The sequence below is a fragment of the Murinocardiopsis flavida genome (assembly GCF_003014485.1).
GTDB lineage: Bacteria > Actinomycetota > Actinomycetes > Streptosporangiales > Streptosporangiaceae > Murinocardiopsis > Murinocardiopsis flavida.
This window is the reverse complement of the sequence record NZ_PYGA01000001.1, coordinates 272640-286772: the sequence shown is the minus strand read 5'-3', so window position 1 is coordinate 286772 and position 14133 is coordinate 272640. Positions and strand designations below refer to the sequence as shown.

The window sequence follows — 14133 nt, the reverse complement described above, 5'->3', positions numbered from 1 at the left end:
GAAGAAGGCCGCGGCCGACAGGAAGAAGGCGTCCGAGGAGGACGCCCCGGCCGAGGACGGACCGGCGGCCGACGCCGAATCCGACCGGCCGCGCGACCCGGACGGCTCAGGGGAGGACCGGTGAAACGGGGATTCGCCGCGATCGGACTGCTGATCGCGGCCGTACTGGTCCAGACGGCACTGGTCGACCGGCTGCCGCTGCCCTGGGGGGTGGCGCCCGACCTGGTGATCCTCGTCGTGGTCGCGATCGCCCTGAGCGGCACCAGCGCCGCAGGGGCGTTCGCGGGGTTCTGCGGCGGGCTCGCCGTCGACGTCCTGCCGCCGGCCGACCATGAGATCGGCCGCTACGCGCTGCTGCTGTGCCTGGCCGGCTACGCAGTCGGCAGCCTGCGCGAGTCGAATGGGCGCTCGTGGCTGTGGCCGCTCGGCGTCGCCGCCGGGGCCACGCTCGCCGTGTGCCTGGGGTTCGCCTTCATCGGCATGGTGCTGGGCGACCCGCGCGTCGGACTGGGAGCGGTCGCCGTCGTCGTCCCGGCCACGCTGCTGATGACCATGGTCCTCAGCCCGTTCGTGCTGTACCCGGCGCTGTGGCTGCTGCGCAGGATGGACCACGACGAGTTCGCCGCCATCGGCGACGCGCCCTGGCTGAGCAGGGGGGTCGCCCGGTGAGACCGTTCCGACGCGCCTCGTCGCGGCGCCGTTCCGCGACCCTGCCCGACCGCGCCACCGCACCGGCGCGCCGCGGCGCGCCCGGCACCATCGGCCTGGTCATCGCGCAGGTACTGATCGTGGCGATGCTCGTCGTCCTGGCGGGCCGCCTCTGGTACCTCCAGGTCCCCATGGCGTCGTACTACCAGCAGGCAGCCGAGGAGAACCGCACCCAGGACCTGATGGTCCCCGCGACGCGGGGGCAGATCCTGGACGCCGCCGGCCGCCCGCTCGTGCGCAACAACACCGAACTCGTGGTCTCCGCCGACTTCCACGCGCTGGCGCAGCAGGAGGACGGCGGCGCCGGCGTCCTCACCCGGCTCGCCGAGGTGCTCGACACCGACTACAAGGAGCTGCGCGGCCGCACCCGCCTCTGCGGCCCCACAGTGTCGCGGCCCTGCTGGCCGGGGTCGCCCTACCAGCCCATCACCCTCGCCGAGGACGTGGAACCCAAGGTCGCCCTCCAGATCATGGAGCGGCAGGAGGAGTTCCCGGGAATCTCGGCCCAGCAGCACGCGCAGCGCGAATACCCCGGCGGCAAGGCCGCAGCGCAGGTGCTCGGCTACCTCCAGCCCGTCACCCAGGACGAGCTGGAGAAGCGGCACAAGCTGCGCACCCAGTTCAGCGGTGTCGACCAGGTGGGCCGCGACGGCCTCGAAGCAGTCTACGACCAGCGGCTGCGCGGCGAAGCGGGCCTGCGCAAGCTCGCCGTCGACAGCAAGGGCAACGTCACCGGAATGGTCAAGGAGACCGCGCCCGAACCCGGCCAGCACCTGGTGACGGGGATGGACGCCAAGGTCCAGAAGATCACCGAGGAGGCGCTCGCCGAAGGGCTCGACAAGGCCCGCGCCGAGGGCAAACCCGCCGACTCCGGCGCGAGCGTCGTGCTCGACGTGCGCACCGGGCGCGTCGTCGCCATGGCGAGCGTGCCCACCTACGACCCCAAGGTCTGGGAGGGCGGCATCGACCAGAAGACCTACAACGACCTGCTGAGCAAGGACGCCGGGCAGCCGCTGACCTCCCGCGCGGTCCAGGGCGAGTTCCCCCCGGCGTCGACGTTCAAGGTGTCGACCCTGTCCGCGGCGGTCGAGAACGGGTCGTCGCGCGACGGCATCTACAACTGCCCCAGCTCGGTGATGGTGGGCAACCGGTCCTTCGAGAACTACGAGGGCGGCGCGCACGGCTCCATCAGCCTGCGCAAGGCCATCGAGGTCTCCTGCAACACCGTCTTCTACCAGCTCGCGTACGACATGTGGAAGCAGGACGGCGGCATGAAGCCCAAGAACCCCAAGGACTCCATGTCCCGCATGGCGAAGGGCTACGGGTTCGGCGCGCCGACGGGGATCGACCTGCCGCACGAGTCGGCCGGCCGCATCCCCTCGCGCGAGTGGAAGAAGGACTACTGGGAGACCACCAGGGAGGCGAACTGCAAGCTCGCCAAGGGCGGCCGGGGCGAAGGCGGCGCCCAGGACGGCTACCTGCTCCAGGTCGCCAAGGAGCAGTGCAAGGACGGCTGGGTGTACCGGGCCGGCGACGCGGCGAACTTCGCCATCGGCCAGGGCGACGTGCTGGTGACCCCGTTGCAGTTGGCGCGCGCCTACGCCGCCATCGCCAACGGCGGGACACTGTACGAGCCCCGGGTCGCCAAGGCGTTCGTCTCGGCCGACGGCAAGACGGTCGACCCCGTCGAACCCGTCAAGGCCGGCAAGCTCCCGATCAGCGACGAGACGCTGAAGTACCTCCAGACCGCGCTGCGCGACGTGCCCAAGAGCGGGACCGCCCGCGGGGCGTTCACGGACTTCCCGCTCGACCAGGTGCCGATCGCCGGCAAGACGGGTTCGGCCTCCAGCAACGGGAAGGAGTCCTCGGCCTGGTTCGCGTCCTACGCCCCTGCCGACGACCCGCAGTTCGCCGTCGTGGCGCTGCTCTCCCAGTCCGGTACCGGCGGCACCAACGCCGCCCCCGTCGTCCGCAAGATCTACGACGGCATCTACGGCTTCGCCCCGAAGACCGACGACGCCGAGGGCGCCAAGGGGGCGAAACCCAAGAAGGGCAAGACCGAACCGGCCATGCCCGACGGCGCACCGCCGAAGGAGCTGCCCGCCGTGAAACCCGACGGCAGCGTCGACCTCCCCGAAGGGTTCCGCCCGTGATGAAGGGAGGACCCGCGCAGGTCGACCCCGTCACGCACCTGGCGCCGATCCGCGCGCCCGGGCGCGCGGCCCGCCTCATGGCGGCGGGCGTGCCGCGCCGCGTCGACTGGGTGCTGCTGCTCGCCGTCGCCGCACTCTCGCTGCTCGGGACGCTGCTGGTGTGGGCGTCCACACTCGGCCACGTCGACCAGGCCGAAGCGGCGACGTTCGTCGAACGGCACCTGATCAACCTCGGCATCGGGTTCGTCGGCTGCCTGCTGGTCGCGTCGGTCGACTACCGCAAACCGCGCGCCTACGCGCCGATCGTGTTCGTGGTCGCCGCGGTGGGCCTGGCCCTCGTCCTCACCCCGCTCGGCGCCGTCGTCAACGGCTCCCGCTCCTGGATCGTCATCGGCGGCTTCCAGGCCCAACCCGGCGAGGTCGCCAAGATCGGGCTGATCCTCGGGGTCGGCATGCTCCTGGGCGAACCGCGCGACGGCGAGCGCGCGCCCACGACCCGCGACGTCCTCGCCAGCCTGGTGGCGCTGGCGGTGCCCATGGGCCTCATCCTGGCCCAGCCGGACCTCGGCACCGCGATGGTGCTCGGCGTCATCTACCTGTCGATGCTGACCCTGTCGGGCGCCCCGGTGCGGTGGGTGATCGGCCTCATCGGCTGCGGGCTGCTCGCGGCCGGCAGCGTCTGGTGGTTCGGGCTGCTCAAGTCCTACCAGCTCGCGCGGTTCGCCACCTTCATCGACCCCGCCGCCGACCCGCGCGGCGCCGGGTACAACGCCAACCAGGCCATCATCGCCATCGGCTCCGGCGGCCTGCACGGCACCGGTCTGTTCAAAGGCGAGCAGACCAGCGGCCGCTTCGTGCCCGAGCAGCACACCGACTTCATCTTCACCGTCGCGGGCGAGGAGTTGGGCTTCATCGGCGGTGTCCTCATCATCGGCCTGCTCGGCGCCGTCATCTGGCGGGTCCTGCGCATCGCGGCGCGGTGCGAGCAGCCGTACGGCCGCCTCGTGTGCGTCGGCGTCGCCGCGTGGCTCACCTTCCAGAGCTTCATCAACATCGGGATGACACTGGGCATCATGCCGATCACCGGGCTCCCGCTGCCGTTCGTGTCCTACGGGGGAACGGCGGCGATCGCCCAGTTGGTGGCGGTCGGCCTGGTCCTGGGCATCCACGCGCGAGACCGCGGTTTCGAGTGAGGGTGGGAAAGCCCTGGGGTGGGAACGGCTAGCCTGGGCGGATCCGGCGTGGACGAGCCGGATCCGCATCGGCGGCAGGGCCGGCCCTCCGCCGGAGACCGGCCGTCCGGGGACCCGCGTGCGAAAGGCCCGACCAATGCCCGTCGAATCCGTCTTCCCCCGGCTCGAACCGCTGCTCGCCAGCGTGCAGAAGCCCATCCAGTACGTGGGCGGCGAGTTGAACTCCGTCATCAAGGACTGGGACGGCGCCGAGGTCCGGTGGGCGCTGATGTACCCCGACGCCTACGAGGTGGGCGTGCCCAACCAGGGCGTGCAGATCCTCTACGAGGTGCTGAACGAGCGCGAGGGGGTCCTCGCCGAGCGCACGTACTCCGTCTGGTCCGACCTCGAACGGATCATGCGCGAGCACGGGATCCCCCAGTTCACGGTCGACGCCCACCGCCCCGTGGGCGCCTTCGACGTGCTGGGGCTGAGCTTCGCCAGCGAGATGGGCTACACCAACATGCTCACGGCCCTCGACCTCGCGGGCATCCCGCTGCGCTCCGCCGACCGCGGGGCGGACCACCCGGTCGTCCTCGCCGGCGGCCACTCGGCGTTCAACCCCGAACCCATCGCCGACTTCCTCGACGCGGTGGTGCTCGGCGACGGCGAGGCGATAACCCTCGCCATCACCGAGGTCATCCGCGAGTGGAAGCGCGAGGGGCGGCCCGGCGGGCGCGACGGCCTGCTGCTGCGCCTCGCCGCGGGCGGCGGGGTGTACATCCCGCGGTTCTACGACGTCGGCTACCTGCCCGACGGCAGGATCGAGCGCTACAGCCCCAACCGCGCGGGCGTCCCGTGGCAGGTGCAGAAGCACACGGTGATGGACCTCGACCAGTGGCCCTACCCGAAGAACCCCATCGTGCCCATGGCGGAGTCGGTCCACGAGCGCTACAGCGTGGAGATCTTCCGCGGCTGCACGCGCGGCTGCCGGTTCTGCCAGGCCGGGATGATCACCCGCCCGGTCCGCGAGCGCAGCCGCGACACCGTCACGGCGATGGTGGCCGACGGCGTGAAGTCCTCCGGATTCCAGGAGGTCGGCCTGCTGTCGCTGTCGAGCGCCGACCACTCCGAGATCGGCGGTATCGCGAAGGACCTCGCCGACTCCTACGAGGGCACCGGAACCGGGCTGTCCCTGCCGTCCACGCGGGTCGACGCGTTCAACATCGAGCTCGCCAACGAGCTCACCCGCAACGGCCGCCGGTCGGGGCTGACCTTCGCCCCTGAGGGCGGCAGCGAGCGCATGCGCCGGGTCATCAACAAGATGGTCACCGAGGCCGACCTGATCCGCACCGTCACGGCCGCCTACGCCGCCGGGTGGCGCCAGGTGAAGCTGTACTTCATGTGCGGGCTGCCCACCGAGACCGACGAGGACGTGCTCGCCATCGCCGACCTCGCGCGGGAGGTCATCAGGACCGGGCGCGAGGTCACGGGCCGCAAGGACATCCGCTGCACCGTGTCCATCGGCGGGTTCGTGCCCAAGCCGCAGACCCCGTTCCAGTGGGCCGGGCAGACCGCGCACGAGGTGGTCGACGCGCGGCTGCGCAAGCTGCGCGCCGCCCTGCGCGACGACAAGCGCTACGGCAAGTCGGTCGGGCTGCGCTACCACGAGGGCCGCCCGTCCATCATCGAAGGGCTGCTGTCGCGGGGCGACCGCCGCGTGGGCGCCGTCGTGGAGGCGGTGTGGCGCGACGGCGCCCGGTTCGACGGGTGGAGCGAGCACTTCAGCTACGACCGCTGGGCGGGCTGCGCCGCGGCGGAGCTCCCGAAGGCAGGGGTCGACCTCGACTTCTTCACCGTGCGCGAGCGCGACCAGGACGAAGTGCTGCCGTGGGACCACCTCGACGCCGGGCTCGACCGCGACTGGCTCTGGCAGGACTGGCAGGACTCCCTGCACGGCTCGGAGTCGGTCGAGGTCGACGACTGCCGGTGGACGCCCTGCTACGACTGCGGGGTGTGCCCGAGCATGGGCACCGAGATCCAGATCGGCCCGAGCGACCGCTCCAAGCTGCTCCCGCTGACCATCGCCTGAATGGGCCCCTGACAACACCGGCCCCTGACAACGCAAAAGCCCGGTGCCGTGGCACCGGGCAGAGGATGAAGTACGGCCCGGCGCCCCGCTCGCGCCGGGCCGTACGTGTACTAAGACGAGTGGGCGCTCCGAATGGTTTGCATGCCCGCGAAGATTCTTTGAAGAATTTCTTGCGGGTTCCGGCGCCGCAGGTCGCGGAGGGCCCGTGGCAGGGTTCGGCCACGGGCGGGCGGCCGGGTCGGGGGCCGCGGCCGACGGCTTTTCAACCGCCCCCCGGCGGGGAAGGCCACACGTGTGGACCGCGCGGAGCCGGGCGCCGCCTCGGGGCGGCACCGGGCCCACCGCACGGTGCGCGCCGCCGACGGCCCCGGCCAGGGGCCGCTGGCGCGACGGCCTTGGAGCGCACCGTAACCTGAATGGGAGGCGGCCTCACACCAGGGGCCACCTCGAAGAGACAGCCGGTTGACCCGCGGCGGCACGGCCGCTCCGCGGGTCGGCACGCAGGGTGCAATGGGACACACCCGGCGGCCGGTCGAACCTGGACGGAAAGGAGCAGCACTGCCCCCCGCACCTGAGGACGCTCACCCGTCCTCCAACGGAGACCGGGCGCAACGCCTGCGCGTCCGCTACGCCAAGCGCGGTCGGATGCGGTTCGCGAGCCATCGCGACATCGCCCGGGCGCTGGAGCGCGCGTTGCGCAGGGCCGCGGTTCCCGTGGCGTTCTCAGCGGGGTTCTCGCCGCACCCGAAGCTCTCCTACACCGGCGCCGCCCCCACCGGGGTCGCCAGTGAGGCGGAGTACTTCGAGATGACGCTCGCCGCGCACGGCGACCCGGACGACGTCCGGTCCCGGCTCGACCGGGCCATGCCCGATGGCATCGACATCGTCGAGGTCGTCGAGGCGGGTCCCGACGGTCTGGCCGACCGTCTCCAGGCGTCGGAATGGCGAGTGGAGATGCCCGGAGTCGCACCCGGCGACGCCGCGGCGGCGGTGGCCGTGTTCCTCGCGGCCGATTCGGTCGAGGTGGAGCGGGTCACCAAGAAGGGCCGCCGTCGCTTCGATACCAGGGAGGCCGTGGTCCGGATGGAATCGGACCCGCGTGCCTCAGCGGTGCAATACGATATATATGCCATACTTCGCATGGTCGTCCGGCACACGACACCTGCCGTTCGACCCGACGACGTGGTGACCGGTCTCCGCCAGGTGGCCGGCCTCGCGCCGCCGTCATCACCGCTGATGACCAGGCTGGCGCAGGGGCCCCTTGACGAGACCGCCGGAACGATCGGCGATCCATTCGCCGTTGGTACCGCCGCCGACCGGGACGCCGGTCGCATCGGCGGACCACCCGGCGAGCGGACGGCGCCGACCGTACCGGTCGGCCTCGTACCGGAGACACCGCCGTTGTCGACGCCCGCGCGGAGCACGTCAGATGCGTGACCACACCGTGGAACGTGGGCGACCTTTGCAGACTTTGACCCGGCTGCGCCCAGAGCGCGGCCGGTGACGACATAGAGACGACAGTTCCCGCGCGCAGCGGCACGAAAAGATCCGAACGGAACGGTGCCGCGCCCGGGGACTCTGACGGGAGACCGCCCGGATGCTCGAAAACGAGCCCAGTAGCGGTGCCGAAGGCACCGCGGGCACAACTACAGACGAAGAAACCGACCGGACCGCGAACGCCACGACGGCGGTTCCGCAGTCCGAGGACGTCCAGGTGCAGGTGAGTGCGCCGGGCAAGGGGCGCGGCGCCCGCCGCGCCGCCGGCCCGCCGCCCGAACCCGAGCCCGCCCCCGCCGCGCCCACGACGGTGGCCGCCGGCACCGACTCCGCCGTGATCGAGGACGTCGCAGCCGAGGAAGCCGGGCAGGCCCCCGCCGAGGAGGAGGCCCCCGCGCCCGCCGCGAAGCGCACCCGGGCGAAGACCACGCGTACCCGGCGGACCAAGGCCGCGGCCGCGGCGCCGGAGGAGCCCGCGCCCGTGGCGCCGGTCCCGGCCGAGAACGCCGCGCCCGAGGCCGGCGACCCGTTCGCCGAGGAGGCCGTTCGCCTCGACGACGCCGAGGACCCCGAACTCGCCGAGGACGCCGAGGACGCCGACCAGCTCTCGTTCCGGCCCGCCATGGTGCTGTTCCAGCCGCCCGTCGCACCGGCCCGCGCCGAGAGCAAGCGGGTCGCGCGGGTGGTCGAGGAGGCCGCACCCGCCCCGGCGGAGGCCGAGGCCGAGGCTGCGGAGTCCGACGATGACGACGACGATGACGACGACCGCCCCTCGCGGCGGCGCAGGCGCAGGGGCGGCCGCGGCAGGGGCAAGCTCCGCGGCGACGAAGGGGGCGCCGAGACCTCCGGCGGCTCGGGCCGCGACTCCGCCGACGGCGGTGCCGACGGCTCGACCGAATCCGCCGGCCGCGACGGCGGCAGCGGCGGTTCCGCAGCGGACGACTCCGACGACAACGGCGACGACTCCGCCTCCAGCCGCAGGCGCCGCCGCAGGCGGCGGCGCGCCAGCGGCGACGACGACGGCGGCGGCGGGACCGACGACCCGCCCAACACCGTCGTGCGGGTGCGCGAACCGCGCCCCGAGCGTCCCATCGAGGACGAGGTCCAGTCGGTCCGCGGCTCGACCCGGCTCGAAGCCAAGAAGCAGCGCCGCCGCGAGGGCCGCGAGCAGGGCCGCCGCCGCGCGCCGATCATCACCGAGTCGGAGTTCCTGGCGCGCCGCGAGGCGGTCAAGCGCGACCTCGTCATCCGCCGCAACGGCGAGCGCACCCAGATCGCGGTGCTCGAGGACGACGTCCTCGTCGAGCACTACGTCGACCGCGCGAGCCACAAGTCCTACGTCGGCAACGTCTACCTGGGCCGGGTGCAGAACGTGCTGCCGTCGATGGAGGCGGCGTTCGTCGACATCGGCAAGGGCCGCAACGCCGTGCTGTACGCGGGCGAGGTCAACTGGGACGCGTCCGGGCTGGAGGGCCAGCCCAAGCGCATCGAGTCCGCGCTGAAGTCGGGGCAGTCGGTCCTGGTGCAGGTCACCAAGGACCCGCTCGGTCACAAGGGCGCCCGGCTGACCAGCCAGATCAGCCTTCCCGGCCGCTACCTCGTCTACGTCCCCGAAGGCTCGATGACCGGGATCAGCCGCAAGCTCCCCGACAAGGAGCGCGCGCGGCTCAAGCAGATCCTGAAGAAGGTCATGCCCGAGAACGCCGGTGTCATCGTGCGCACCGCGTCCGAGGGGGCGAGCGAGGAGGAGCTGGAGCGCGACATCACCCGGCTCGCCAAGCAGTGGGAGTCGATCAAGAAGAAGTCGAAGACCGCGAGCGCGCCGTCGCTGCTCAACAGCGAGCCCGACCTCACCATCCGGGTCGTGCGCGACGTCTTCAACGAGGACTTCTCCTCCATGGTGGTCGCCGGTGAGGAGGCGCAGGCCACGGTCGAGGAGTACGTCGACTACGTGGCGCCGAACCTGGCCGAGCGGCTCAAGAAGTACGACGGCGAGCGCGACGTCTTCGAGGCGTACCGCATCGACGAGCAGATCGCCAAGGCGCTCGACCGCAAGGTCTGGCTGCCGAGCGGCGGGTCGCTGGTCATCGACCGGACCGAGGCCATGACCGTGGTCGACGTGAACACCGGCAAGTTCACCGGCCAGGGCGGCAACCTCGAAGAGACCGTCACCAAGAACAACCTGGAGGCCGCCGAGGAGATCGTCCGCCAGCTGCGGCTGCGCGACATCGGCGGCATCATCGTCATCGACTTCATCGACATGGTGCTGGAGTCCAACCGCGACCTCGTGCTGCGGCGGCTGCTGGAGTGCCTCTCGCGCGACCGCACCAAGCACCAGGTCGCCGAGGTGACCTCGCTGGGCCTCGTGCAGATGACCCGCAAGCGGGTCGGCCAGGGCCTGCTGGAGGCGTTCTCGCACACCTGCGAGACCTGCAACGGGCGCGGGCTGATGATCTCCACCGAGCCGGTGGAGGCCAAGGGGTCCGGCAACGGCAACGGCGGTGGCGGCCAGAGCGGGCAGCAGTCCTCCGGCGGCGGGCGCAAGAAGAAGGGCAAGTCCCAGGACAAGCCGGCCAAGGACGACGCCGCGGCCGACGAACAGGTCCGCGAACCGGCGGAGGCCGCGCCCGAACCCGAAGCGGAGCCCGAGGCCCCGGCGGCGGAGGCCCCGGCGAAGAAGCCGCGGAAGTCGCCCCGCCGCAGCCGGAAGGACGACGCCAAGGGCGCCGAGAAGGACGCCCCGGAGGCCGAGGCGCCGGCCGCGGCGGTCGACACCGCGCCGGCTGAGGTCGCCGCGGAGCCCGAGGCGGAGCGTCCGCGCCGCCGCCGGACCCGGCGCACCAAGGCCGCGTCGGCGGCGTCCGAGGCCGCGGCGGAGGCCGGCTGAGGGGCCTTTACCGGTCCCTGATGAGCGTGCTCGTCCCCGATGGGCGGGTGGTAATCTTATGGACGGTGCGTCGGCGCGCCCCACATGTTCGCGCGCCCGAGACCTCCTTTCGATTCCACGCCCCCCATCGGGGAGGCGAGCGGTTGGATTGCGGTCGATTCATGAGCGCATGTTTCTTCAAGCGAGCAAGGAAGTGAGTTTCCCGGTGTACGCGATCGTGCGAGCGGGCGGCCGACAGGAGAAGGTCTCCGTCGATGACGTCTTGAAGATCGACAAGGTGACCGACGAGGTCGGCTCCACCCTCAAGTGGGAGCCCATCCTGGTCGTCGACGGCGACAAGGTCGTCACCGAGGGGTCCGAGCTGGGCGGCTACCAGGTCAGCGCCGAGGTTCTCGGCGAGGTCAAGGGCCCCAAGATCAACATCATCAAGTACAAGAACAAGACCGGTTACAAGAAGCGCCTGGGGCACCGCCAGAAGTACACCCGGGTCCGCGTCACCGGCATCAACGCGAAGTAGCAGGAGGAGCGCGACATGGCACACAAAAAGGGCGCATCGTCCAGCCGTAACGGCCGCGACTCCAATGCCCAGCGCCTGGGCGTCAAGCGCTTCGGCGGGCAGGCCGTGAACGCCGGCGAGATCCTGATCCGCCAGCGCGGTACCCACTTCCACCCCGGCCTCAACGTCGGCCGCGGCGGCGACGACACCCTGTTCGCGCTGGTCGCGGGTAGCGTGGAGTTCGGCCGGGTGCGCGGCCGCAAGGCCGTGAGCATCGTCCCGGCACCGGCCCCCGCAGAGTAGGGCCACCGGCGCGACGCCACTGAGAGTTCTGACGCGTAGGGCGGGCCAGTTCTGCTGGCCCGCCCTACGCGTTTTCGTCGGGCCGGTTTTATCGGACGCCGTCCGGGCGGCGGCGGCCTTCGGATCGAGTACAGGAGAAACCATGCCGGACTTCGTCGACGAAGCGGTCTTGCACCTCAAGGCCGGTGACGGCGGGCACGGCTGCGCCTCCGTACACCGTGAGAAGTTCAAGCCGCTGGGCGGCCCCGACGGCGCCAACGGCGGCAGGGGCGGCGACGTCGTGCTGGAGGTCGACCCCAACGTCGCCACCCTGCTGGAATACCAGCGCCGCCCGCACCGCAAGGCGGCGAACGGCACACCGGGGCAGGGCGGGCACCGCTCCGGCGCCAACGGGACCGAACTGGTGCTGCCGGTGCCCGACGGCACCGTTGTCACCTCCCCCGACGGCGCGGTGATCGCCGACCTCATCGGGGCCGGCACCCGCCTGGTCATCGCCGAAGGCGGGCACGGCGGCCTCGGCAACGCCGCGCTGGCGTCACCCAAGCGCAAGGCGCCCGGGTTCGCGCTCAAGGGCGAGCCCGGCGACGAAGCCGACGTCCGGCTGGAGATCAAGACCATCGCCGACGTCGGCCTGGTGGGCTTCCCCAGCGCGGGCAAGTCGTCGCTGATCGCCGCGGTGTCGGCGGCGCGGCCCAAGATCGCCGACTACCCGTTCACGACCCTCATCCCCAACCTCGGGGTGGTCGAGGCCGGCGCCACCCAGTTCGTCGTCGCCGACGTCCCCGGCCTGATCCCCGGGGCGAGCGACGGCAAGGGGCTGGGGCTGGGCTTCCTGCGGCACGTGGAACGCTGCTCCACGCTCGTGCACGTGCTCGACTGCGCGACCTTCGAGCAGGGCCGCGACCCGCTCAGCGACCTCGACGTCATCGAGGCCGAACTCGCCGCCTACGGCGAGAAGGTCGGCACCGACCTGTCCGACCGCCCGCGCATCGTGGTGCTGAACAAGGCCGACGTGCCCGAGGCGCGGGAGCTCGCCGAGTTCGTCACCCCGATGCTCACCGAGCGGGGCCTCACCGTGTGCACCGTCTCCGCGGCGTCGCGCGAAGGGCTGCGCGAACTCACCTTCGCCATGGCGGCGCAGGTCGAGGCGGCCCGCGCCGCGCGCCCGGAGCCCGAACCGACCCGGGTGGTGCTGCGGCCCAAGCAGCTCGGCGGCGTCTCCTTCGAGGTGGTCAGGGCCGGCGAGAACGCCTTCCGGATCCGCGGCGACAAGCCGGCGCGGTGGGTGCGCCAGACCGACTTCTCCAACGACGAGGCGGTGGGCTACCTCGGCGACCGGCTGAACCGCCTCGGTATCGAGGCGGCGCTGGCCAAGGCCGGGGCGCTCCCCGGCGCCGAGGTCTACATCGGCGACGAGGACGACTCCGTCGTGTTCGACTGGGACCCCTCGCTCGACGCCGACCAGACCCCCATCGGCCCGCGCGGCACCGACTCCCGGCTCGACGGCGTCGACCGGGCCGACCGGCGGCGGTCGTGACCGCAGGCGGCGCAGAGGACGGGACGTGGACGTAGGCGGCGCGGCGGCACCGCACACCGGCGGCGCGGCGCCGCGCGCCGAGCTGACCGGTGCCCGCCGGGTCGTGGTCAAGGTGGGGTCGTCCTCCCTGACGACGCCCGACGGGCGGATCGACCGCGACCGGGTCGCCGGGATCGCCGACGTCCTCGCGGCCCGGCGCGCGGCGGGCGTCGAGATCGTCCTGGTCTCCTCGGGCGCCGTCGCCGCGGGGACGGCCCCGCTGGGCCTGGCCCGGCGGCCGCGCGATCTCGCCACCCAGCAGGCCGCGGCAAGCGTCGGCCAGGGCCTGCTGGTGGCGCACTACAGCGGTGCGTTCGCGCGGCACTCCCTCACCGCGGCGCAGGTGCTGCTGACGGTCGACGACCTCATGCGCCGGGCGCACTACCGCAACGCCCAGCGCACCCTCACCCGGCTGCTGGAGATCGGGGCGGTGCCGGTCGTCAACGAGAACGACACGGTCGCCACCCACGAGATCCGGTTCGGCGACAACGACCGGCTCGCCGCGCTCGTCGCGCACCTGCTGCGGGCCGACGCCCTGGTGCTGCTGTCCGACGTCGACGCGCTGTACGACGGCAACCCGGCCCGTCCCGGCGCCCGCCGCATCCCCGAGGTCCGGGGGGCCGACGACCTTGCCGGCGTCGACATCGGCAGCGCGGGCAAGCGGGGGGTCGGCACCGGCGGCATGGTCACCAAAGTGGAGTCCGCCCGGATCGCGACGACCGCGGGCGTGCCCGCGGTGCTGACCTCGGCCGAGAACGTCGGCCCCGCGCTCGCCGGTGAACCCGTCGGCACCCTGTTCACCCCGGCCGAGGGGCGCCGCCCCTCGACCCGGCACCTGTGGCTGGCGCACGCCACGGCAGGGCGCGGCAGCGTGGTCCTCGACCCCGGCGCGGTGCGCGCGGTGGCGCACCGCAGGGCGTCGCTGCTGCCGGCGGGGGTGGTCAAGGTCGAGGGCGAGTTCTCCGCCGGCGACCCCGTCGACCTGCGCGACGAGGACGGCCGCATCGTCGCGCGCGGCCTGGTCAACTACGATGCCGCCGAGGTCCCCGGCCTGATGGGCCGCTCCACCCGGTGGCTCGCGCGCGAACTCGGCCCGGAGTACGAGCGGGAGATCGTGCACCGCGACAACCTCGTCGTCCTGGCCGGCCCGGCGGACTGACCGCCCCCGCCACGGAGCGGCGGGGGCGGGGCGGGCGGTGTCGGCCGGCGCCGCCTGGGTGTCGGCTCGTCGTCAGCCGGTAGTGCGCGG

At 72.4% G+C, this 14133-nt stretch carries 10 protein-coding genes; all 10 read left to right on the top strand.

All coding sequences use genetic code 11. The features are described from left to right. Window positions 1-120: 120 nt before the first annotated feature. The 10 genes from mreD (at window position 121) to proB (ending at window position 14043) form a co-directional block, all read left to right on the top strand. A complete protein-coding gene (gene mreD / locus CLV63_RS01300; RefSeq protein WP_106580969.1) occupies window positions 121-669 on the top strand; it encodes a rod shape-determining protein MreD in 549 nt (182 codons plus the stop codon). After that, window positions 666-2861, top strand: coding sequence for a penicillin-binding protein 2 (gene mrdA, locus CLV63_RS01295; protein ID WP_394339726.1), 2196 nt, complete (start codon window positions 666-668; stop codon window positions 2859-2861). Before mreD ends, mrdA begins: the two co-directional genes overlap by 4 nt. Next, the gene (rodA, locus tag CLV63_RS01290; RefSeq protein ID WP_106580968.1) at window positions 2861-4054 is read left to right on the top strand and encodes a rod shape-determining protein RodA; all 1194 of its coding nucleotides are present in this window, start codon (window positions 2861-2863) and stop codon (window positions 4052-4054) included. Before mrdA ends, rodA begins: the two co-directional genes overlap by 1 nt. Window positions 4055-4190: 136 nt before the next feature. Beyond that, window positions 4191-6125, top strand: a complete 1935-nt coding sequence (locus CLV63_RS01285; RefSeq protein WP_106580967.1) for a TIGR03960 family B12-binding radical SAM protein — start codon at window positions 4191-4193, stop codon at window positions 6123-6125. Between the two features lie 645 nt (window positions 6126-6770). After that, window positions 6771-7562: a TIGR03936 family radical SAM-associated protein gene (locus CLV63_RS01280; protein ID WP_245928509.1), complete on the top strand. Its 792-nt coding sequence runs from the start codon at window positions 6771-6773 to the stop codon at window positions 7560-7562. Window positions 7563-7722: 160 nt separating this feature from the next. Continuing rightward, window positions 7723-10509 carry an Rne/Rng family ribonuclease gene (locus CLV63_RS01275; RefSeq protein ID WP_106580965.1) on the top strand — a complete coding sequence of 929 codons (2787 nt, stop codon included), beginning with the start codon at window positions 7723-7725 and terminating at the stop codon, window positions 10507-10509. Between the two features lie 205 nt (window positions 10510-10714). Then, complete coding sequence (rplU, locus tag CLV63_RS01270; protein WP_106580964.1) at window positions 10715-11026, top strand: 50S ribosomal protein L21; 312 nt, start codon at window positions 10715-10717, stop codon at window positions 11024-11026. A 15-nt stretch (window positions 11027-11041) separates the two neighbouring features. Continuing rightward, complete coding sequence (gene rpmA, locus CLV63_RS01265) at window positions 11042-11308, top strand: 50S ribosomal protein L27 (RefSeq protein WP_106580963.1); 267 nt, start codon at window positions 11042-11044, stop codon at window positions 11306-11308. A 142-nt stretch (window positions 11309-11450) separates the two neighbouring features. Further along, the gene (gene obgE / locus CLV63_RS01260) at window positions 11451-12845 is read left to right on the top strand and encodes a GTPase ObgE (protein WP_106580962.1); all 1395 of its coding nucleotides are present in this window, start codon (window positions 11451-11453) and stop codon (window positions 12843-12845) included. A gap of 25 nt (window positions 12846-12870) precedes the next feature. Beyond that, window positions 12871-14043 carry a glutamate 5-kinase gene (proB, locus tag CLV63_RS01255; protein WP_106580961.1) on the top strand — a complete coding sequence of 391 codons (1173 nt, stop codon included), beginning with the start codon at window positions 12871-12873 and terminating at the stop codon, window positions 14041-14043. Window positions 14044-14133 lie beyond the last annotated feature (90 nt).